The 21,363-nt window shown below is 51.2% G+C and carries 15 protein-coding genes and 1 pseudogene; 13 read left to right on the forward strand and 3 right to left on the reverse strand.

The features are described 5' to 3' along the window. The first annotated feature begins 27 nt into the window (after positions 1 to 27). The 13 genes from murC to F457_RS0103300 all read left to right on the forward strand — a co-directional run bounded on the left by murC (position 28) and on the right by F457_RS0103300 (position 17,013). Complete coding sequence (gene murC, locus F457_RS0103240; protein ID WP_026294141.1) at positions 28 to 1,458, forward strand: UDP-N-acetylmuramate--L-alanine ligase; 1,431 nt, start codon at positions 28 to 30, stop codon at positions 1,456 to 1,458. Then, entirely contained in the window at positions 1,455 to 2,354 is a 900-nt protein-coding gene (gene murB / locus F457_RS0103245; RefSeq protein WP_018979699.1) for a UDP-N-acetylmuramate dehydrogenase, read from the forward strand. The genes murC and murB overlap by 4 nt, the downstream gene beginning before the upstream one ends. 12 nt (positions 2,355 to 2,366) lie before the next feature. Then, positions 2,367 to 3,353, forward strand: coding sequence for a D-alanine--D-alanine ligase (locus F457_RS12035; RefSeq protein WP_018979700.1), 987 nt, complete (start codon positions 2,367 to 2,369; stop codon positions 3,351 to 3,353). Positions 3,354 to 3,360: 7 nt separating this feature from the next. Further along, positions 3,361 to 4,236, forward strand: coding sequence for a cell division protein FtsQ/DivIB (locus tag F457_RS12040; RefSeq protein ID WP_051081276.1), 876 nt, complete (start codon positions 3,361 to 3,363; stop codon positions 4,234 to 4,236). Then, complete coding sequence (ftsA, locus tag F457_RS0103260; RefSeq protein WP_018979702.1) at positions 4,233 to 5,573, forward strand: cell division protein FtsA; 1,341 nt, start codon at positions 4,233 to 4,235, stop codon at positions 5,571 to 5,573. The genes F457_RS12040 and ftsA overlap by 4 nt, the downstream gene beginning before the upstream one ends. 60 nt (positions 5,574 to 5,633) lie before the next feature. Next, positions 5,634 to 7,100 (forward strand): cell division protein FtsZ, encoded by a 1,467-nt coding sequence (ftsZ, locus tag F457_RS0103265; protein ID WP_018979703.1) that lies wholly within the window; start codon positions 5,634 to 5,636, stop codon positions 7,098 to 7,100. Positions 7,101 to 7,217: 117 nt separating this feature from the next. After that, positions 7,218 to 8,189: a UDP-3-O-acyl-N-acetylglucosamine deacetylase gene (gene lpxC, locus F457_RS12045; RefSeq protein ID WP_018979704.1), complete on the forward strand. Its 972-nt coding sequence runs from the start codon at positions 7,218 to 7,220 to the stop codon at positions 8,187 to 8,189. A 116-nt stretch (positions 8,190 to 8,305) separates the two neighbouring features. Beyond that, a complete protein-coding gene (locus F457_RS12050; RefSeq protein ID WP_373316366.1) occupies positions 8,306 to 9,361 on the forward strand; it encodes an outer membrane protein assembly factor BamD in 1,056 nt (351 codons plus the stop codon). A gap of 64 nt (positions 9,362 to 9,425) precedes the next feature. After that, positions 9,426 to 11,156 (forward strand): DNA repair protein RecN, encoded by a 1,731-nt coding sequence (recN, locus tag F457_RS0103280; protein WP_018979706.1) that lies wholly within the window; start codon positions 9,426 to 9,428, stop codon positions 11,154 to 11,156. Then, a complete protein-coding gene (ligA, locus tag F457_RS0103285; RefSeq protein ID WP_018979707.1) occupies positions 11,153 to 13,225 on the forward strand; it encodes an NAD-dependent DNA ligase LigA in 2,073 nt (690 codons plus the stop codon). The genes recN and ligA overlap by 4 nt, the downstream gene beginning before the upstream one ends. A 65-nt stretch (positions 13,226 to 13,290) precedes the next feature. Continuing rightward, positions 13,291 to 14,658, forward strand: coding sequence for a hemolysin family protein (locus F457_RS0103290; RefSeq protein ID WP_018979708.1), 1,368 nt, complete (start codon positions 13,291 to 13,293; stop codon positions 14,656 to 14,658). 43 nt (positions 14,659 to 14,701) lie between these two features. After that, positions 14,702 to 16,435 carry a DUF885 domain-containing protein gene (locus tag F457_RS0103295; protein WP_018979709.1) on the forward strand — a complete coding sequence of 578 codons (1,734 nt, stop codon included), beginning with the start codon at positions 14,702 to 14,704 and terminating at the stop codon, positions 16,433 to 16,435. Beyond that, a complete protein-coding gene (locus F457_RS0103300) occupies positions 16,432 to 17,013 on the forward strand; it encodes an isochorismatase family protein (RefSeq protein WP_018979710.1) in 582 nt (193 codons plus the stop codon). Before F457_RS0103295 ends, F457_RS0103300 begins: the two co-directional genes overlap by 4 nt. Here F457_RS0103300 and F457_RS0103305 read toward each other — a convergent pair. The 3 genes and pseudogenes from F457_RS0103305 to F457_RS14190 all read right to left on the reverse strand — a co-directional run. Then, positions 17,010 to 18,542, reverse strand: coding sequence for a glucoamylase family protein (locus tag F457_RS0103305; RefSeq protein ID WP_018979711.1), 1,533 nt, complete (start codon positions 18,540 to 18,542; stop codon positions 17,010 to 17,012). The two genes, F457_RS0103300 and F457_RS0103305, sit on opposite strands and share 4 nt — an antisense overlap. An 18-nt stretch (positions 18,543 to 18,560) precedes the next feature. Continuing rightward, positions 18,561 to 20,309: an alginate export family protein gene (locus F457_RS0103310; protein WP_018979712.1), complete on the reverse strand. Its 1,749-nt coding sequence runs from the start codon at positions 20,307 to 20,309 to the stop codon at positions 18,561 to 18,563. Positions 20,310 to 21,240: 931 nt separating this feature from the next. Then, a pseudogene (locus tag F457_RS14190) lies at positions 21,241 to 21,363 on the reverse strand (IS5/IS1182 family transposase); the annotation flags it as partial.

Here is a 21,363-nt window from a genome sequence, read left to right on the forward strand (position 1 = left end):
TTGTTAGCCTATCGGAGCTTGTCACTTATGCGCGCCCTTCCTCTCAATATTGGCCTTATTCATTTTGTTGGTATCGGCGGCATTGGCATGTCTGGCATTGCAGAGGTGCTTCATATGCTCGGCTATAACGTGCAAGGCTCCGATATGGCAGAAAGCGCCAATGTTGAGCGGCTTCGTCGAGCGGGTATCCCCGTCCATATTGGGCATGACGCTGCCAATATTGGCGATGCCCGTGCCGTCGTTATTTCCACAGCTGTCAAACGCGACAATCCAGAAGTCGTCGCCGCCCGCGCTCGGCTTATCCCTGTCGTACGCCGTGCCGAAATGCTGGCCGAGCTCATGCGTCTACGCTGGGCTATTGCTGTTGGGGGCACACACGGCAAAACAACGACCACCAGCCTCGTCGCCTGCGTTTTAGAACATGCCAAGCTCGACCCAACCGTCATCAATGGCGGCATTATTGAAGCATACGGCACCAATACGCGCATGGGCTCTGGTGAATGGATGGTCGTCGAAGCTGATGAAAGCGACGGCTCCTTCCTTCGCTTGCCATCTGTTATCTCGATCGTCACGAATATGGACCCCGAGCATCTCGACCATTGGGGGTCTGAAGAAGCGATGGAAGCAGGGTATCGACAGTTTGTCTCGAACATTCCATTTTATGGTTTTGCTGTGCTGTGCGTCGATCATCCGCGCGTTCAGCAAATGATCCCTCAGCTCTCTGACCATCGCATTGTCACCTATGGTGTGAGCCCGCAGGCTGATGTTCGTGCTGACAACATTATTATGGACGCACATGGAGCACGTTTTGATGTTGTCGTGACCAATCGCGCCCAAGAGACACAGCGCCATGCGGGCCCCTTCCGCCTCCCGATGTTTGGTCGTCATAATGTCCTAAACGCCCTCGCCTCTATCGCCGTTGCAATGGAAATGGAAATCCCTGATGAGGTGATTGCCAACGGACTGCTTAAATTCCGTGGTGTGCAGCGTCGTTTTACCCATGTCGGCACATGGAATGACGTCAAAATCATTGATGATTACGGCCATCACCCAGTAGAAATTACGGCCGTGCTCAATGCAGCGCGTCAGGCAGGCGCGCGTCATGTCATCGCTGTTGTTCAGCCTCATCGTTATTCCCGCCTCAAAGCATTGTTTAACGATTTCTGCACGAGCCTTAATGAGGCTGATACGGTGATTGTCTCTGATGTTTACGCCGCAGGGGAAGAGCCGATTGAAGGAGCTGATCGCGATACCCTCGTGCAAGGGCTACGCGAGCGTGGTCACCGCCACGTCATCGCTCTTCCATCCCCTGAAGATTTACCAAAAATCATCGCAGATAGTGCTCAACCTGGCGATATTGTCATGTGTCTCGGTGCAGGGTCTATTACACATTGGGCCAAAGCACTTCCCGCACAGCTTGAGGCACTCTCATCTCCTCAAACGGGAGAGAAACAATGAACATACCGTCCTGTTTTTCGGGACTGCGTGGGCGGCTTAAAACGGATGCCCCTCTTGGTATGCGCAGCTGGTTCCGCACAGGGGGAGCGGCGGACTGTCTCTTTGTTCCCAAAGATAGTGATGACCTCAGCACAGCCCTTCGTCAGCGCCCTGACACCATGTCTTTAACGGTCTTAGGAGCCTGCTCCAATATCATTATCCGCGATGGTGGGATTGAGGGGCTTGTGATCCGTTTAGCCGGTGGTTTTGCCGATATAGACGTTGAACAAGACGGGCTCATTGTTGGCGCAGCGGCCCTTGATGTCACCGTTGCTGAAACCGCCGCCCACCACGGCCTCGCTGGGATGGAGTTTCTAGTCGGTATTCCCGGTTCTATCGGTGGTGCTGTCGCTATGAATGCGGGCGCCTATGGGCGTGACATGGCCGCTATCCTTGATTGGGTCGAGCTGCTCACAAGCGAAGGGAAGCCCCTACGCCTTCCCGCCCATGAGCTGACAATGAGCTATCGCCATACGTCCCTTCCCAAAGGAGCTGTCGTCACCCGTGCTCGCCTGAAAGGCACACCAGACAACCCCGCCGCAATTACGGAGCGTATGACCGCCATCCGCACCTCACGAGAGGAAAGCCAACCACTTCGTACGCGCACCGGTGGTTCTACCTTCCGTAATCCCGATGGACATAAAGCGTGGGAACTCATTGACCAAGCGGGATGTCGTGGGCTGATCCAAGGCGGCGCGCAAATGAGTGAAAAACATTGCAACTTCATGCTCAATCTCGGTCAAGCCAGCAGCGCAGACCTTGAGCAGCTCGGCACTATCGTGCGTCAGCGCGTCTATGATACCAGCGGGATTTCTTTACAATGGGAAATCAAGCGCCTAGGCCGTCCTACCATATAAGGCATCGCCATCATGAGCCAATCCATCCCCCAAGCCCCCTCTTCTCTGCGCGTTGCCGTCCTCATGGGGGGGACGTCCAATGAGCGCACGGTGAGCCTATCCAGCGGTCGTGCCGTACTCGCCGCTTTGTTGGAAAAAGGCTATCACGCTCATGCGGTCGATATTGGGGCCGATATTGCCACCACCATTGCAGAAGTGCGCCGCCTCTCCCCCCATGTTGCCTTTAACGCCCTTCATGGCCCCGGCGGAGAGGATGGGTGTATCCAAGGTGTTTTAGAGTGGCTTTCCCTGCCTTATACCCATTCTGGCGTATTGGCATCGGCCATGGCCATGGATAAAGCCGCTACACGTATGGCACTCGAAGCATCCGGGCTTCCCGTAGCAACCGGCAAAGTCATCACACCGCAAGAACTCGCTCAGGCAGACCCGCTCCCTCGCCCTTACGTCATTAAACCTCTCGCTGAGGGCTCTTCCGTCGGCGTTGAGATCCTTCATCAGAACGACCCACGCCGTGAGGAACTGGCGCGCGCTTGGCGCTTTGGGGATCACCTTTTAGCCGAAGATTTTATTCCAGGACGGGAACTCACCGTCTCTGTGTTAAGGGAAACGGCTCTTGGCGTGACTGAAATTCTTCCGAACGAAGGTGAAGGATTCTATGATTTTAATGCAAAATATAGTGCTGGCGGATCACGCCATATCATCCCCGCCGCGTTGCCAACACCCATCACCCAACAGGCACTCTCCCTTGCATGTCAGGCACACAACGCTTTAGGATGCTCTGGTGCAAGCCGGACCGACTTCCGCTATGATGAGCAACGTCAACGCCTTGTTATTTTAGAAGTCAACACGCAACCAGGGATGACCCCAACATCTCTCCTCCCCGAACAGGCCGCATGGCGTGGAATGGATTATGCCGCGCTCTGTCATTGGATGATACAAGACGCCCTCGGGCTGTCCCCCGCCCCTGTTAGCTCTCTGCTGACGTCGCCTAGCACCTAACGAAACCATGCCCCCTTTTCCACCGCCTGACCCGCATCAACCACCGCCTGTTTATGGAGACCGCCCTTCGCGTGTGTCTCTTTTCTGGCTACGCCGGAAGAACACCATGCGACGCTTGGTTGTCTTTCTGGTGCTCATACTGGTGCTCATCGGCGGTGGGTGGATCGCCCTTGGCATGGTGTCGGATCGTTCCATGAGCAGCTTGCGCACTAAGCTTGAAGCGATGGATCCATTGCAGATCAAGCATATTGTCATCCGCGGTCGTCAGCTCACCGATGAAAGCGATATTCTCTCCCGCTTAGATACACAGAAAAATCATTCTCTCTTTGGTTTTTCTGTCGAGCAAGCGCGCCTGCGTATTGATGCCCTCCCCTTTGTTGATCATTCAACAGTGGAGCGTCATTTACCTGATACAGTCATTGTTACCCTAACCGAGCGCGTCCCTGTTGCCATTTGGCAAACACGCCGCCACTTTATCCTCATCAACCGCGCGGGCGACCGCGTCTCAGAGCGAGACCTCACCGCACAAGACAGCACCGCTTTTCATAAACTTCCGCTTGTTGTGGGACAGGGAGCAAACGTCGCAGCAGCCTCTATTATTGACCTCCTCGCCCATTATCCAGACGTTAAATCACGCATACTAGCCTTGATCCGTATTGGTGAACGACGGTGGAATCTTCTCATGCGAAATGGCACGCTCGTTCTCCTTCCTGAAGGTGCAGAAAACGCTGCCCTTGCACGCCTGACGGATTATCAACAGCAGATCCGTCTTCTTGAACGTCCCGTTACGTCCATTGACCTACGCCTTGCAGACCGCATGGTCATCCACACACCCTCGTCTCCTCCGTCCTCCTCTCCATCCCCGGGAACTGACGCGCCATGACAGCCCTGACGATGTCTTCTCCTTCATCCTCTGCCGCTCTCCCCGTCTCCTCTGAGAACGAAAATAGAGCCGTCTTGCCGCTTCTGCCATCTGAAGAGCGCCCTGGCTTTACTTGGCGCCCTGGTATTCATGCGGTTCTTGATATTGGCTCCACTAAAACAACCTGCCTCATTGGCCGCGGTCTCAGCAATGGGGGAGTTAAAGTCCTCGGATGGGGCTGGCGCCGTTCTGAAGGTATTACCTCCGGTGCTATTGTTGATACAGCCCGCGTTGAAGCCGTTATTCGTGCAACTGTTGGAGATGCAGAAACACAGGCACGACGCCGCATTGAAGAAGTCATTGTGAATCTCTCCTGCGGGAATCCGCAGAGCTATCATATTGATACAGCAATGACCCCTGGGGGACGCGAAGTTACCCCTAAAGACGTGCGCAGCCTGCTCAATCACGCGCGCCAACAGGCCTTTTACGAAGGGCGGAGCATCGTCAGTACATTACCACTCGGCTTTAATGTGGATGAAACCCCCGCCGTGCCCGACCCGTGCGGCCATCAATGCACGGAGCTTTTAGGAAAGTTCCATCTTATTGATGCAAACACCAGTGCGCTGCGTACTCTGAGCACCGTGCTTCATCGCGCAGAGCTCCGTCTAAACGGCCTCGTCTCCAGCCCATTCGCTTCGGGTCTTTCCGTGCTGGATCATGATGAGCGAGACCTCGGCGTAACCGTGGTTGAAATGGGAGCAGGCACGACGTCTCTCGCGGTATTCTCGCATGGGCGTCTTCTCCATACCGCTCAACTTCGTATTGGTGGCCATCATATTACGCGTGATATTGCTGCGGCTTTATCCGTGCATACCGATGTCGCCGAATGGCTCAAAACCATGCATGGCGCTGCCCAGCCTGTTGCCGATGATGAGCATCATATTATCCGCCTCCCTGTCTCTCATGGTCGCAGTTTGGAACGTATTTCTCGCGCCCGACTCGTCTCTATTATTGCCCCTCGCATTGAAGAGACCTTAGAGATGACTCGCCATTATCTTGATAATGCAGGTCTCGGTAGACTCGCTGAAGGTCGTGTCGTTTTAACCGGCGGCGCGTCTCTTCTCAGCGGATTAGGCCCCGTTGCAGCACGTATTTTTGGCCGGCAGGTACGCATGGGCCAACCGCACATGATTTACGGCCTTCCAGAGAGCGCTGCTATTTCTGCGGGTTTCTCTACAGTCTCTGGCCTGCTAACATGGGCCTGTGGGGCTGACGAGTCCTTTTGTCTGCCTGAAGATGATTCCCCACCTTCTGGAATTATGAAACGCCTTGTGAATCTCATCAGCAGGCATGTATAGTCATTACTTGGAGGGGTACACGCGTTACCCTGTCACCTGCCCGTTCGGAGCCACCTTATTATGACACTGAACCTTACCCCGACGACACCTGGCGTAAGCGCAGTTAGCCCGCCGCGCATTACAGTCATTGGAGTTGGTGGAGGCGGTGGCAATGCCGTGGATAACATGATCTCCACGGATCTAAAGAACGTTGAGTTCATCGTTGCCAATACAGACGCGCAACAGCTTGGTAACTCCAAAGCGCCAACACGCCTCCAGCTTGGCCCAAGCCTGACACGTGGTTTAGGCGCCGGTGCCAAACCTGAGATTGGCCGTCAATCGGCTGAAGAAGTTGAGGAAGAGATTCGCCAGCACCTCTCCGGTGTTGACCTCGTCTTCGTCACAGCCGGTATGGGCGGCGGTACAGGCACAGGTGCTGCCCCCGTCATGGCACGAATCGCTCGCGAAAATGGCGCACTCACAATTGGGGTTGTCTCCAAACCCTTCCAGTTTGAAGGAGCGCGCCGCTGCCGTGCAGCAGATGCTGGCATTGCTGAGCTGCAAAAGCATGTCGATACGCTCATTGTTATCCCTAATCAAAATCTCTTTAGCTGCGCAACGCAAACGACGACGTTGATTGACGCCTTTAAAATGGCCGATGATGTGCTTTATCGTGGGGTGCGAAGCGTCACCGACCTTATGATTGTCCCGGGGCTCATTAATCTGGACTTTGCTGACGTTAAAACCGTCATGGGTGAAATGGGCAAAGCCATGATGGGGACTGGGATTTCCAGCAGTGAGGCCGATGGTCAAGACTGGGCCATCACCGCAGCAGAACGCGCCATCTCTAATCCATTATTAGAAGAAACATCTATTCGTGGAGCACGTGGGCTGCTGATCAATGTCACAGGTGGGCCAGATCTTGGCTTGCATGACTACACCAATATCATGGAACGTATCCGTGAAGAAGCGCACGAAGATGCTGAGATTATCGGCGGTCTGCTCACACGTGACGATATGACAGGCAGCATTCAAGTGTCCGTTGTCGCAACGGGAATTGATAGCCTCACCCCCCAACATGAACTCGCCTCTTCCCCTGACGATAGTACGGTGAGTGTTCCTGAACCGGCAACCGACGCCGCTCCGACACCTGGAGTTGAGCAAAGTGCCTCTGTAGAACCTCAAAATGAGGAAACCTCTCCACAACCAAAGGAGGAGCCTGCTCGTCACGAGACGCCTCACCTCCATAAGCAGGAAGAGAAACCGGCCCCCTCACCCCAACCTTCCACCTCCACGCAGACTCAACCCGCTCAAGAGCGTTCTGAGGAACAACGTGGTGGTGGATTATTCAGTCGTTTCTTCCGTACACGTCCGGCCACGCCTCAGCCACAGCGCGTAGCTCCATCGCTGGAAGAAGGCCATCGCCCCAAGGAGGGAAACGCACAGGGCGAAACAGCTTCATCATCGCATCCTCACGATGGGCCCTCTTATGACCAGCAAGATAGTGCGGATCTTGATATCCCTGCTTATCTACGCCGTCCGCAATAAAACCCTTACGGGAAGACGTGTTTCTTTAACGGCGTCTTCCCGTAACGCTGTACGGCACGTTTAGACTATTCGCTATAATTGCCCCTTGGGGGTCTACGCCCAGCAAAAAAGAAGGTTATGCCGAACCACCCTATTGGTACTGCTCCTGCGGCCCTCCCTGCCCCTCCTGCGACAAACGACGCTAAGGTTAAAGGCAACGCACAGCGGACACTCCGACATCCCATTTTTTGCCGTGGTGTTGGCCTCCATAGCGGATGTGACGTTCGTATGACCCTGCTCCCTGCCGATATTGGGACAGGTATTCGTTTTCAACGAACTGACCTCCCAAATAGTCCCCCTTTTCGCGTGCATACAGGCAGTATCATCCAGACACGACTCGCTACTGTTGTCGCTCCAAGCCCTAAGTCCCCTCATAATGTGGCGACCGTTGAGCACCTCATGGCGGCTTTATACGCGATGGAAATTGATAATGTTCTGGTGCAGCTTTCCGGCCCCGAGGTGCCTATTCTTGATGGAAGCGCTGATGCTTTCACTTTTTTGCTCAGCTCAGCCGGTTTCCTAAAGCAACAGGCTGTGCGTCAGCTTATCGTTCCCGAAGAAATTATTGAAGTTTCAGGATCTCATGGAGAAAAAGCCCGGCTTGTCCCCCATAAAAGCCAAACGCTAGACCTCTCTCTATATATTGATTTCCCTGCACCAATTATTGGCAAGCAACATTATCGCGCTCGGTTATGTCATTCTCTTTTTATGAAAGAGCTCGCCTTCTGCCGCACATTCGTCAATTATAGCGATGTTGAAAGCCTCCAAAAACAAGGAATGGCCCGCGGCGGTAGCCTTCATAACGCTCTTGTTGTTAAGCATGACAGCGTCATAAATCCAACAGGCCTTCACACCCCTGATGAATTTGTGCGCCATAAAGCACTTGATGCTATTGGTGATTTGTATTGTAGCGGTTATAGAATTTGTGGGCGTTTTGAAGCTTATAAAACAGGACATGCGCTTAACAATCGTTTGCTTCGTGCTTTATTTGCCTCACCGCATCGTTGGCGTTTTGTACCAGATCGACGCCGTCTTTCTGCTTCGCCCTGATAGTTTCATTGGAGAAACAGCATGTTTCTTCTTTCGCCTCTAACCTTCCGTGCTATAAGGCAGTTATGGTCAGCAGCATTGTAACGCGTCGCGCTTCATCTTTCCGCCTAGGTCTCATGCCTTTAGGGGCATGCTCTTGTCTTGGCTTCGCTTTTCTTGCCGGGTGTGCCTCTAATGGAGAGCAAGCTCCTGTGCCACGGACGGCTGACGCAGAGACGCTCTATAATTATGGTGTTGATGCTCTGCATGACGGTCATTACAAAATGGCCAGCGGAGAATTTGAACTCCTCCAGCAAAACTACCCTTACTCTGGTTACACAGGGAATGCGGAGCTCATGGAGGGGTATGCCTATTACCTGCAGGGGGAATATGCCCTCTCCGTTCAGCAGCTTGAGCGCTACCTACAGCTACACCCTACCAGCCCCGATGCTGCTTATGCCTATTATTTGCGCGGCCTATGCTATTATGAGCAGATCGGCGATGTGTCGCGTGACCAACTCGGCACGATTGAGGCAGTGGACGCTCTCCAAGAAGTTGTATCCCGCTTCCCGCAAACTTCATATGCGCGTGACGCTCAACTCAAGATTGACCTTTGCCGCGATCATCTTGCTGGGAAGGAAATGCTTGTTGGGCGTTTCTATCAAGAAGAGAAAGATTATCAGGCCGCTATTGGTCGTTATCAGCGCGTTGTGCAGGACTTCCAAACCACAAACCATGTTCCTGAAGCTTTAGAGCGACTTGTAGAAGTCAACTTGGATCTTGGTCTTCCTGATGAAGCACGACAGGCAGCCTCTGTTCTGGGTTATAATGACCCAGACAGTAAATGGTACCGTTACGCCTATAATAAACTGAAATATAACAACCAACTAACACCGCAGATCCGTAAGCCCGGCTCAGGCAAGAAAAATCGGACGTCTAAACACCCACAACTCACCGCATCATCTACACCATCGGCGCAGGGGCCGTTGGCGATCTCAAAAGTACCGTCATCTTCTGTTCAGCAGTCTTCCTTGTCCAAATTTGGCAATGTTCCACCCCGGAGTACGGCTGCACAACTCCCTCAGGAACAGCGTAGGAAAAGAGGGTTTTTCTCCTCTATCTTCACACCTGTTGGGAACTTCTTTACCCCTGTTGGAAGCTTCTTCTCCAATACATGGAACAAGATTTTCTAACTCTTTTGCATGAGAGGGTCGGTCTGGGTTTGACAGTTCCCTCATCACAGCCGACAATCATGGTATGCTAACACATCTTTCGATCCGTGATGTCGTTCTGATTGAGAAGCTAGACCTCCCTCTTCATGCGGGCCTTACGGCACTCACCGGCGAGACCGGAGCGGGGAAGTCCATCCTTCTCGACAGTTTAGGACTCGCACTAGGGGAGCGCACCAATAGCCGTATCATCCGTGCGGGTGCCGATCAAAGTCGTGTTACCGCTGTATTTGAACTTCCACTGAACCACCCAGTTTATGCTCTTCTCCAAGAGCTTGATATTACGTCTGTGGAAGAAGGCGAGCCGCTCGTGCTACGACGCGTCGTCACCAAAGATGGCCGCTCTCGTGCTTATATCTGCGACCATCCTCTTGGGATTAACGTGCTACGGCGTGTTGCAGCTTTGCTGGTTGAAATACAAGGGCAGCATGAGCAGATGGGACTAGCTGACCCCAGCATACATCTCTCTCTGCTTGATAGTTTTGGTGTGCCCCGCGCTTTACGTAAGCACACAACCGACTGTTGGCAGGCTTGGCAAAAAGCCCAGAAAGCCTTGGAAAATGCACGCAAAGCGATGGATGACGCGATTCGTGATGAAGAATGGCTGCGCCATACAATCGACGACCTATCAGCCCTCGCCCCACAAGAAGGAGAAGAAGAAGAACTCGCTGCCCAGCGCATTCAACTTCAACATGACGAGCGCCGTGGCGAAGCTGTCGCTTCCGCCCTTTCGGAACTCACCCCTCGTGACCGTCGCAGCACAACACCGGCCAATGCCCTCCGTGCTGCCAGCCGTGCACTTGCCCGTCTTCTGCCCTCCCCTCTGGAGCATGAGCAAGAGGGAGAAGAAGCGTCCGCCCACCAACAACAAGCTCAAGAAGCTCTCGATGCCCTTGATAAAGCAGAGGAAGCCTTAGCCGAAGCTGAAACGCTTCTCTCACGCCTTGCCGCAGATACAGGCACGGACACACGCTTGCTTGAAGATACGGAAGAACGGCTTTTCACCCTCCGTGCAGAAGCCCGTAAACACCATATTAGCGTCGCGGATCTTCCCAATTTTCTTACAGAGTTAAAAGAGCGTCTTTCCCATATTGAGCAAAGCTCCGAAGAGCTCAGCGCGCTTGAAAAGGCTGCAAAAGATACCCGAACAACGTTCGAGCAATCAGCTCATACGCTCAGTGAAGCACGCCATAAGGCCGCATCTCGTCTTGAAAAAAAGGTTATGGCAGAGCTAAAGCCGCTTAAATTAGAGCGGGCCCGTTTCATTGTTCAGCTTACGCCCTTAGCGCCGGACCATTGGAACCGCCATGGGATGGAACAAGGAGCTTTCCTAATCGCAGCAAATCCGGGACAGCCTCCAGGGCCACTCGGCAAAGTCGCTTCTGGTGGGGAGCTCTCTCGCCTGATGCTGGCTTTGAAAGTCGTACTGGCCGGGCAATCCTCACTCACGACACTTGTTTTCGATGAAGTGGACTCAGGCGTTGGCGGAGCGACAGCCTCTGCTATTGGGGAGCGCCTCCATCGCGTAGCACAGAATGTGCAAGTGCTCGCCATTACTCATAGCCCACAGGTCGCTGCCCGTGGAGACCAACAATTGCGCATTGCAAAGAGGGTCTCACATAACCAAACACAAACCCTGGCAGAGCCTCTTTCTCACGACGAACGACGTGAGGAAATTGCCCGCATGCTTGCAGGCAATACGGTAACCGATGCCGCTCGTGCTGCTGCTGACAGTCTTCTTGGATCTCATTCTGCATGACCTCTTCTGACATTATTAAACGCCACGCTGAACTTGAGGAGAACATTGCCCGCTGGGATGAAGCCTATCATGGGCATGATGACCCCGATGTGTCTGACGCTGATTATGACAGTGCACGGCTTGAGCTTTCCATGTTGGAAAAGCGTTATCCTGACCTCAAAAAAGAAGGTGGTGCGAGCACTCGCGTTGGCGCAGCGCCTAACCCCGCTTTTGGCAAGATACGCCATAAAGCTCCAATGCTCTCACTTGATAACGTCTTTAATGCGGAGGATTTCGGTCAATTTGTCACCCGTATTGGCCGTTTTTTAGACCTTGATGAGACCGCAACAGACGCCCTCACCTTTGTCGCGGAACCCAAGATTGACGGCCTTTCTATCAGCCTCACCTACGAAAAAGGCCAGCTTGTTCGTGGCACAACACGCGGTGATGGTGTTGAGGGAGAAGATGTTACCGCCAACATTCGCACGATTAAAACAATCCCCGAAACCTTAAAGGCCGGGGCCCCTGACCTCATTGAGATCCGGGGGGAAATCTTCATGAGCAAAGCGAGCTTTTTAGCCCTCAATGCCCAGAAAGAAGCCAAAAAAGAGCGTCCTTTTGCGAACCCTCGCAATGCCGCGGCTGGCTCTTTACGACAACTCGACCCGGCTATTACAGCGCAACGTCCACTTGGTTTGTTCGCCTATGGAATGGGCTATAGCACGGAGCCCGTCGCCCAAACGCATACAGAATGGCTTGCCTTGCTCGAAAAATGGGGTTTCACTGTTAATCCCCTTTCCAAGAACATCGCTCATGCCAGTGACATTCCCGCTTATGTTGATCATTTAGCGCGTGAACGGCCTGATCTGGATTATGATATTGATGGTATTGTCTTCAAAATTAACGACCTTACCCTTCAGCAACGGTTAGGCTTTGTTGGGCGTGCGCCTCGTTGGGCTATTGCGTGGAAATTCCCAGCCGAACAAGCTATTACACGCCTCCATGATATTGAAATTCAGGTAGGCCGCACAGGAGCGCTTACACCTGTTGCGCATTTAGAGCCTATCAATGTCGGTGGGGTCATCGTCTCGCGCGCGACCTTACATAATGACGACGAGATTAAGCGTCTGGATGTGCGACCCGGCGACCTCGTCCGTGTTCAACGCGCTGGCGATGTCATCCCACAGATTGTCGCCGTCATAGATGCTGACCGTGCCGATCGCAGCACTCCCTTTACCTTCCCCACAGAATGTCCTGTTTGTGGAGCCCATATTGAGCGTGTCAGAGATGAAGCCGTGCGCCGCTGCTCGGGTGGTCTAACCTGCAAAGCACAAACTGTTGAACGTCTCATTCACTTTGTCTCACGCAATGCGTTTGATATTGATGGGCTCGGCGACCGGAGCATTCGTAGCTTTTTCGACCGTGGTTTTATTCAAAAACCTGGGGATATTTTCCGCCTTCATGAGCATGAACGTGCTATTCTCTCCATGGAAGGATGGGGCCGACAGTCGCTGGACAAGTTGCTGCGCGCGATTGATGAGCGCCGCACTATTAGCTTCCCCCGTTTTATCTTTGCCCTTGGTATTCGCCGTATTGGGGAGCGCAATGCGCGTTTGCTCGCCCGTCATTATGAAGAATTTTCCATATGGCGTCAGGCTATGGAAAAAGCGACAGCTCCTGACAGCGACGCCCGTGCGACATTAAGCAGCATTATGGGTATCGGCCCTGCTATTGCTGATGAAGTCGCGGCTTTCTTCAATGAACCCCACAACATCACAGCCCTCGATGATTTAGCCGCTCAGCTGAACATTACCGCCGAAACCCCAACGGTCGAGAATGAAGCAGAACAAAAGCTTCGCGGTGAGACACTCGTCTTTACCGGGTCACTGAGCACGATGTCACGTTCAGAGGCAAAGGCCATCGCTGAACGTCTCGGCGCGCAAGTGACAGACAGCGTGTCTAAAAAAACGACCTTAGTTATTCTGGGCGAAAAAGCAGGATCAAAAGCGAAGAAAGCAGAATCCTTGTCTATTCGGTGCATCAATGAGCAAGAATGGCGCACGCTCGCTGATATGGAGGCCTCTTCGTAAAAATACCGACCTTTATGATTTGGTGATGGCCTTCTACCAGAAGATCAGGTTATGAAAGAGGAAGCATGTCTTTCTTATCGTTCCCCGACCATCCACTCCTTCTCCTCATCCTCGGCTTGCTCGCAACGGCAATCCTTATCGGCGTGTCTGTGCTGATCTCTCTTTCCGAGATCTCCTTCGCAGCGGCGCGCGAAACACGGATGCGCACGCTTGCCGAAAATGGGGATCGGCGCGCGCTTGCCTTTCTCAAGCTCCGTCGCAATAGCGGTCAGGTCATGACCACCATCCAGATCTGCCTGAATGCCGTTGGGGTTTTGGGCGGGGTCATCGGGGATGCAATGCTCAGTGGCCCCTTCTCTATCGGGTTACAAGACCTTGGAATGGGCGCTGGACTTGCCGATAAAATTGGCTCTTTAAGTGCCTTTGTTCTCGTGACTGGCCTCTTCGTGCTTTTTGCTGACTTGCTGCCAAAACGCACGGCTATGAATGCGCCAGATCGCATTGCTCTGTCGGTCTACTGGTTCCCTGCTCTTGCGCTAAAACTGCTTTACCCTGCCGTATGGATTTTTTCCCATATTGCTGATGCCATCCTCAAAACCTTACGCATCCCAGCCACGGCAACAGTGGATATCGTCACACCAGAAGACCTCCGCGCCATGCTGGCTGCTGGCACAGCATCGGGCATTCTCCTTGAGCAAGAACATCAGATGATTCAAAATGTCATGGCGCTGCAAAATCGCTCAGTCGCCTCAGCCATGACACCGCGTGATGAAATCGTTTATCTTGATGTGCAGGAAAGTCTAGAAAGCCAGCGTGATAAAGTACGAATGCGTCCTTATTCGCGCTATCCGCTCTGTGATGATAGTCTGGATCATGTCATCGGCTCCATTCGCGCTGAGGACGTTTTAGCCGCTGTGGTCGATGAGCCGGGCGCTTTAACAGACCCGAACTCATCAGCTCATAAACAGATTTTCCACATGCGGCGCGACGTTCTCTCTCTCCCTGACACGCTCAATCTGTGGGAAACCCTCGCCCAGTTCGATACACATGGCGCTGGTTTTGCTCTCATTATTAACGAGTATGGTCTTGTCGTTGGGCTCATCACCTATAAAGACATTATGGGTGCCCTTATGGATGGATTGGCTAATCCGTTTGAAGAACAAGCCATTGTTAGTCGTGATGCTGAATCATGGCTCATTGATGGGGCTGCTCCTATTGGTGATGTGATTCGGGAGCTCTCGATCAATCTCTTCGTCGATGACCATCACTTCGATACGATCGGTGGTTTTGTCACCAACCGCCTCCGCCGTATGGCACGCAAAGCAGACCGTATTGAAGCCGCTGGTTTCCGTTTTGAAGTCGTGGATGTCGAAGGTTTCCGTATCAATCAGCTGCTTGTGACCCGCATGAAAGACGAACCTACAGGGCGTTGACTTTTTCCCCTCCAAAGCCCGCTTTTCTAAGGAGACACCGCCCATGCGTGCCTTTATCCTTCTTAAATTTTTAGCACTTGCTGGAAGCGTTCTGTCCCCCTTTTTCTGTGCATCAGCCGCCCCCTTACAAGCGGATCAACAGGGAGTGGCATTCCGTAATTTTGAACGCTTTCATTATACACTCGAATGGCACGACGACCCCGTTAATGCGACACTAAGCGGTATCCATACAGGAGATAGCCTCCTTCCTGACCTGTCTGACGCAAGCCACACGCGCCGCCTTGCCCGTATTGCCCAAGAAAAGACAGCGCTCAGCGCACTCGACCTCTCCCATGCATCCCAGCATGACCAAGATGACCGTGATATTCTCCTCGCCTCCCTCGAAGGGGAGCGCGTCACTCTTGAGAATATTCAACCAGATCGCCACCAGCCAGATTACGCTCTTTCGGTTGTTACAAACGGTCTCTATGGCCTCGTGGCACGTGATTATGCACCAGCGCCTATCCGACTAAAGGCCGCTCTGTCGCGTTTAAACCTCATCCCAGCATTCTTAGAAGCAGCTACGGCACGCCTTACAGATGTACCCGCCGTCTATAAAGAAATTGCCCTCGAAGATTTAGAGGGAGCACAAGACTTTATCCGGCAAGATGTTCCTGCTGCTTTTGCCAATGTCCACGACCCTGCTCTGCAACAACAGCTTACACAGACGACGCAAAAAGCCTTGATGGCCTTGGCACAGTATAAGCACAGCCTTACCGAACGTCCCGCCTCAGGCTATTTCGCGCTTGGACGGCAAACCATGGTGCAACTGCTCGCTGCCGATATGATCGACCTCACCCCAGAGACCATTATGGCCCAAGGGGAAAAGCAGCTTGAACAAGATTATGCAGAGTTTTGGGCCGTCGCCCATCGCATTAACCCACAACATCCTGAAAATGCCCTTGCGGACGTACGTAAAGACCATCCATCCGCAGCACAGCTTGTGCCAACTGTGCAACAACAGCTGAGTGATGTGCAACATTTCGTTCAAGAACGCCAGCTCGTCACACTACCTTCAACATCGCTACCACTTGTACGCACAACACCAGGTTTTGAGCAGGCACTTATCTCCGCAGCCACCGAATGGCCTGGGCCGTTTGAAACGAAGCACCTCCCCTCTTTTTATGATGTTACCCCTCCTTCTGTTCATTTCTCCTCTCTCCAGAAAGAGCTCGCTTTACAGGATTTTAATCGCCCAGAACTTCTCAACATCACCATTCATGAGGCAATGCCCGGTCATTTTGTGCAAGGCCTCTATCTTGGTGCTCACCCTAACTGGTCGCTCACGCGTCGTAATGGTGGCTCCTACACCATCACTGAAGGCTGGGCTCATTACTCAGAGCAAATGATGGTTGAACAAGGGTTCGATCACGCTTCCCCTTCTTTACACCTCATGCAACTACAAGACGCTCTGCTGCGAGATTGCCGCCTGCTCGTCTCCTTCGGAATGCATATGAAAGGGATGTCCCTTTCTGAAGCAAAAGAATTGATGCAGAGCCGATGCTTACAATCCCCCGTAGCGGCTTATAAAGAAGCCCGACGCGGCACCGCAGACCCCGGCTACTTCTCTTACACGTTGGGGAAGATGATGATCCTACAACTCCGCAGTGACCTACAGAAGCAACAGGGCAGTCACTTCTCTCTACAGCACTTCCACGATTCTCTCCTCAATGCAGGGCTTGTGCCTATGCGCGTTATTCGGCGTGAACTCACTGGGCAGGATGGCTCTTTATTATGACCTTCTTTACCCCACGGGCTGGCGATGCTCTCCTTGTCATCGATATGCAAAATGACTTCCTCCCGGGTGGAGCCCTTGCTGTACCCGGTGGGGACGCGCTCATTCCTGGCATTAATCGTCTGATGCATTCTTCTTTTGACGCTATTATTGCTAGTCAGGATTGGCACCCGGCCAATCACACCTCATTTAAAGAACAATATGGCCAATGGCCTGCTCATTGTATTGCAGGCACACACGGGGCCGCCCTTCATAAAGAACTTCATCAAGTCCCCATCAGCCATATCATCCACAAAGGGATGCGTGCCAAAGCTGAATGCTACTCTGCCTTTGCCGATGAATCTGGCGCTTCAACGGGGTTGTCAGGCTTATTAACAGGGCTCGGTATACGGCGCGTTGTACTCTGCGGCGTTGCTCTTGATTATTGCGTTAGAGCCAGCGCTCTTGATAGCCTCAATGCAGGTTTTGAAACCGTCGTCCTTACAAATCTTTGCGCAGCGATTGGTGAACAAAAACCGCTCCTTCAAGCGATGCAAAGCGATGGTCTTACCCTGCTTGAGGCTAAAGAAAGGCTCTCTTAAGGAGCCTTATCGAGCCATCCGCCAGTAAAGCCGGCACGATGGAGCCCTTGCCGAATGAACGGATTTTTCTTCATCACGTTCCACACAAAACCACTGCGCCAATTTTCAAGCATGATGACAATAGGGCCCTGATCAATCCCTATTTGCTGCCCATCAACCCACATGCCCTTTTCCGTTTTGAAAGACGGATTGAAGGCATCAGCAAAACCGTAACGTCCATAAAGTCGATCCCCATAACGCTGCTTCATCGCTTTTAACGCAGGCAGTGCAATTTCTGGAGCAAAAGCGACAGATCCCCCCGCAGCCGTTGGCGCAATCGTGCCATCATCAAGGACATAGTCTTTCCCAGCTCCTCGAGCGCTATACGCCAAATAATGACGCGCTTCCCCTTTATAAGGCTGGGTTGCATCACCGGGGCCATCTGAAGCGGTCAAACCCCATATGGTGTCTCCATAATCCTTCCAGTTGCCCGGATTATGCTGAGCGTAGCTTTTCTGAGCGTACACAGCCTCCCGGCTATTTTGGAAATAGTCTGTATGATGCTGACGATTAAAATCATCCTGCAACCCACGGAAATCAATCCATGATTCGCTATATTGATGGCCAAATAGCGGTGCAAAGTTAAGGAATTTCCTTCCCTGAAATTCTCCCCATTGAGCATCATAAGTGGCCGTCCATTGATGCCAAGTTTCAGGAGCTAGAGCATGATCGGGTGCACCAAGCGCTAAAATATAAATCAATAATCCTTCATTATACCCTTTCCAGTCAGCCGGTAAAAAGCCGTGCTCTGGCGTCCAACCCATGCTGAGCCAGGGGCCGTGGTTCTTCATCCACCGCCAATCAACACGCCGATACAAGGCCTCTGCAAGGGAACGTATCTCTCCTTCTTGAGCTGAGGAATGATCATAATAAGACTGTGCAAACAGGACACCACCCATCAACAAGGCTGTATCAATACTTGACAGCTCCGACCACGGCGCAACGCGCAGCCCCGTCTCAGGATCAAGAAAATGATAGAAAAAACCGTGGTTCCCAGCCGTACCAGTGGCAGCCTCTCCTTGAGGCAAACGCGACAAAAAGCGCAACGTGGTGAGGGTTCGCTCTACAGCTTGGTCACGCGTTACGTAGCCCCGCTCTACACCAATCCCATACGCCGTCAGACCAAAACCAACACTCGCAATACTCGCAGCCCCATGTGGCAAAGGAGCACGATCTGGGACTAAACCATTGTGCGAAACTCCATAGTCCCAGAACCAATCAAATGTTTTATGCTCAAGATCTTCTGCAAAAGCCTGATCGTTTGCAGCCGTTACAGCCGATACAGGCTGCACGACTGATGATGATACCTTAGACGGGCTCTCTGCCCCCAAAGCGGGATGAACCGCCCAAAAACCAATAAACGCCACACTACATTGTGACAGATACCTAAGAACGCTGATGTTACTCATAATAATAGGCTGCCACTCTTTATTTTTAATATGCTCCCACCATAGACGATGATGGGCTTCCCGGGCAAAGTCGCACATCATCGCCTGTATGGCTTATCATTAATATGTGAACGTCAATTCAGATTGATAATAGGTTGAACTTTGCGCTCCAACCCGACGCATAGCGTGCGACGACATAAACCGCACCACATGCTGGTCCCATGTTAAATGAGGCCCGAGCTTCAACGTCACATCCGCCTGCGGTGCCATACCAACATAAGCGCCGTGTTCATTTTCTGGATTATTTATCTGCTGACTAAAGATATTTCGTCCATACACTGAATACGTATCGTCATGTTTACTATAGCGCCAGTAGAATGGGTATTTAAACTGAACTTTGAGATAATTCGTGGGTGAAAAGGCAAACTTCGGAGCAAAGTTCACCAAGTTTGAACCCGTTAAATAGTTTGTAGGGTCAAGATAGTTCGTATTAATACCGAAAGGCTCGATATATGTATTCATAGAAGAGGTTGAGCCACGTGCCCCACCACCTGAATAAATATCGACCTGAGCCCCCACGCTCGGCTTCCACATAACATTTCGGAAGTGATAATCCGCCGTTGTATTCACGGAAAATGCCTTCACATCACGATGTCTGTCGTCATAATGCACCGTACTCCGACCATTATAGGCGCTCATAGCCGCTTGATGGAAAACACCCTGCTGATACGCCCCACCAACGGAGAAACTGAGCGGCCCGGCTTCACCATGCCAACGCAACCCAAAGTTATTACGTGTGGTTGACCCCCATGCAGAAGGTTCTGACATCACCGTGCTTTGAGCTGGCCCACCGGTCATTTTATAGCCGTAGTAGAAAAGATTAATGAAAGAATATCCTTTTTCACCCATAAAAGTAAAATCAGGTGGCGCAATCGTTACATTTACCCCATAGAGGCGTGTGCTATAATCTTCTGTATTACGAAAAGCCTGCGGACTCCCTGCAGGATGTTGGTCTTTTGTTTTTACGAAATCAAAGCCATCAACCCGAACACGCTTCCAAATCTGGTAAGCGCGAAACCCGTTCCAGGTCAGCGGCACGTTAAACACATCACGGTTGCCGATCATATAATCAGGCGCATCTAAAAACTGCTGCCGCCCAAAAATAAACCCACTATGACCACCGAGCAGATCACCACTAAATTCAACAAAAGCCTGCTGGGCATCAATATTTTTACGGAAAGTGCCGTCATAGCCATAAGGACGCCAGCCTCCTGCATCAGCGTTAATAAGCTGACCAAAAAACCTTACATGCTTTCCTAGATGGAGATCAGCACTCCATAGATTACGGACAGCGAAACGACCAGAGTTACGAGGATACCGCCCGCCTCCAATCGCTCCAATTTTTCCTGGGGGCATTTGTGATCCCAAAACTGGATGATGATCATACCAATTGCGGATACGCGTTTCACCCTCAAGGCTTAACCAAATAGAGCCACTGTCGTTCAATTTCATATGCTTATAGGCATCTAAGGGATCATTCTGATCACAAACAGGCTTAGCTTTTTTAGGCCCTTCCATCCCTGCTGGCGTACCATACTGAGATTCAGGGCCAAACCCCGTTTCACTACCATCACCACGCGCAAATACACCAAACGGGCTCGTTTTAGCGACATCCTCTTGAGAGCTCGGGCCACAACCTCCTGGCGCTGTATGCATCAAACGATCAAGCAACGAACGTTGTGGTGTCTCTGTCTCCGTATGTGTCACATGATCACCTGGCGCCGCCTGAGCTGCCGCCATACAGGGAGTTAGACCAATCGCGAGAAAAGCCGAATGCAAGGCGGTTCGCGTTAAAAAATTCTGTCGCATGGTCTCGTTTCAACATCTAGTTACTTTCTACCTCACGACAAACCTCAAATTCCGCCACAACGTTTTGATGAAAATCAATAAAGTTAAAAAAAGGTTACACAATAGATCTATAACTGTAATTCATTATTCCTGTTATAAGAATAGGTTCAATTGTTTTCTTTGTATTGAAGAAATAATTATCAATTTTTATCAATAAATTTTTCAATTTTTGTTTTTTATAGAATAGAATTAACTTGTTCTTCAAATTTAAGAAAAATTAAAAATATCATCATATAATTTAAATGAGGAATCTTCTCTCAACAAAACATCAAAAAAATCTTTTTTTCTTTATTTTGTTTTTTGAATAGTTTTAAATATTACATATCTATATACATTAATTCGTCATTCATTTTGCAAAAATAAAATAGTAAATATTAAATTTATAATACACATCAAATAATATAGTCCATTTTCATATAATAAAATCTATCTTATTCTGATATTTTATGGATCATTGTATCGTATTAATTATTGTTATATTTTCTATATCACGCATTACGCAGATATAATCTTCGTCTCTAACGTTATTACCTCAAATAGTAAGGTAACGACGTTTAGCCGTTTCATAGACTACTTCTATATTAGTGATAGACTATGCCTTGTTGGCAAATTCATGAAAGATCATGGTTAAAAAAAGTGCGATCTTTTCGCATAAATAGGATTCGACACTATGTACCCATAGCGAATCTCATGAACAGCAACAGACCAGATATTTGTTGCCAAATTCTGCCAAAAATCAGCTTATTCACTGAGTTTTCTCTCGAGATGAGGGTGAATTGCTGGGCAGTAAGAACCAATTCCCTACGTTGATCACACGCAGCGGACTTAACATCCATATGGTTGAAATGTGTCGCAACATTCCAGTCCATCCACCCAGAATGACCGAAATCTGTCAGGTTTTGTTGACAAATGCTGGTATCCAGATTTTCATGGCAGCGATGTTGAGAAAGGCGAGGAAGGATTTTCGTGTTTTGTCATACCGTGTGGCGATACGACGAAATTGCTTTAGTTTATT

Source organism: Saccharibacter floricola DSM 15669 (assembly GCF_000378165.1).
GTDB lineage: Bacteria > Pseudomonadota > Alphaproteobacteria > Acetobacterales > Acetobacteraceae > Saccharibacter > Saccharibacter floricola.

Bases quoted from the DNA above. Each gene is read 5' to 3' on its own strand.
- recN (WP_018979706.1), top strand. From the start codon at position 9,426: ATGCTAACACATCTTTCGATCCGTGATGTCGTTCTGATTGAGAAGCTA.
- F457_RS12050 (WP_373316366.1), top strand. From the start codon at position 8,306: ATGCCTTTAGGGGCATGCTCTTGTCTTGGCTTCGCTTTTCTTGCCGGG.
- murC (WP_026294141.1), top strand. From the start codon at position 28: ATGCGCGCCCTTCCTCTCAATATTGGCCTTATTCATTTTGTTGGTATC.
- F457_RS0103295 (WP_018979709.1), top strand. From the start codon at position 14,702: ATGCGTGCCTTTATCCTTCTTAAATTTTTAGCACTTGCTGGAAGCGTT.
- ftsZ (WP_018979703.1), top strand. From the start codon at position 5,634: ATGACACTGAACCTTACCCCGACGACACCTGGCGTAAGCGCAGTTAGC.
- F457_RS0103300 (WP_018979710.1), top strand. From the start codon at position 16,432: ATGACCTTCTTTACCCCACGGGCTGGCGATGCTCTCCTTGTCATCGAT.
- F457_RS0103305 (WP_018979711.1), bottom strand. From the start codon at position 18,542: ATGATGTGCGACTTTGCCCGGGAAGCCCATCATCGTCTATGGTGGGAG.
- ftsA (WP_018979702.1), top strand. From the start codon at position 4,233: ATGACAGCCCTGACGATGTCTTCTCCTTCATCCTCTGCCGCTCTCCCC.
- F457_RS12040 (WP_051081276.1), top strand. From the start codon at position 3,361: ATGCCCCCTTTTCCACCGCCTGACCCGCATCAACCACCGCCTGTTTAT.
- ligA (WP_018979707.1), top strand. From the start codon at position 11,153: ATGACCTCTTCTGACATTATTAAACGCCACGCTGAACTTGAGGAGAAC.
- F457_RS0103290 (WP_018979708.1), top strand. From the start codon at position 13,291: ATGTCTTTCTTATCGTTCCCCGACCATCCACTCCTTCTCCTCATCCTC.
- lpxC (WP_018979704.1), top strand. From the start codon at position 7,218: ATGCCGAACCACCCTATTGGTACTGCTCCTGCGGCCCTCCCTGCCCCT.
- F457_RS0103310 (WP_018979712.1), bottom strand. From the start codon at position 20,309: ATGCGACAGAATTTTTTAACGCGAACCGCCTTGCATTCGGCTTTTCTC.
- F457_RS12035 (WP_018979700.1), top strand. From the start codon at position 2,367: ATGAGCCAATCCATCCCCCAAGCCCCCTCTTCTCTGCGCGTTGCCGTC.
- murB (WP_018979699.1), top strand. From the start codon at position 1,455: ATGAACATACCGTCCTGTTTTTCGGGACTGCGTGGGCGGCTTAAAACG.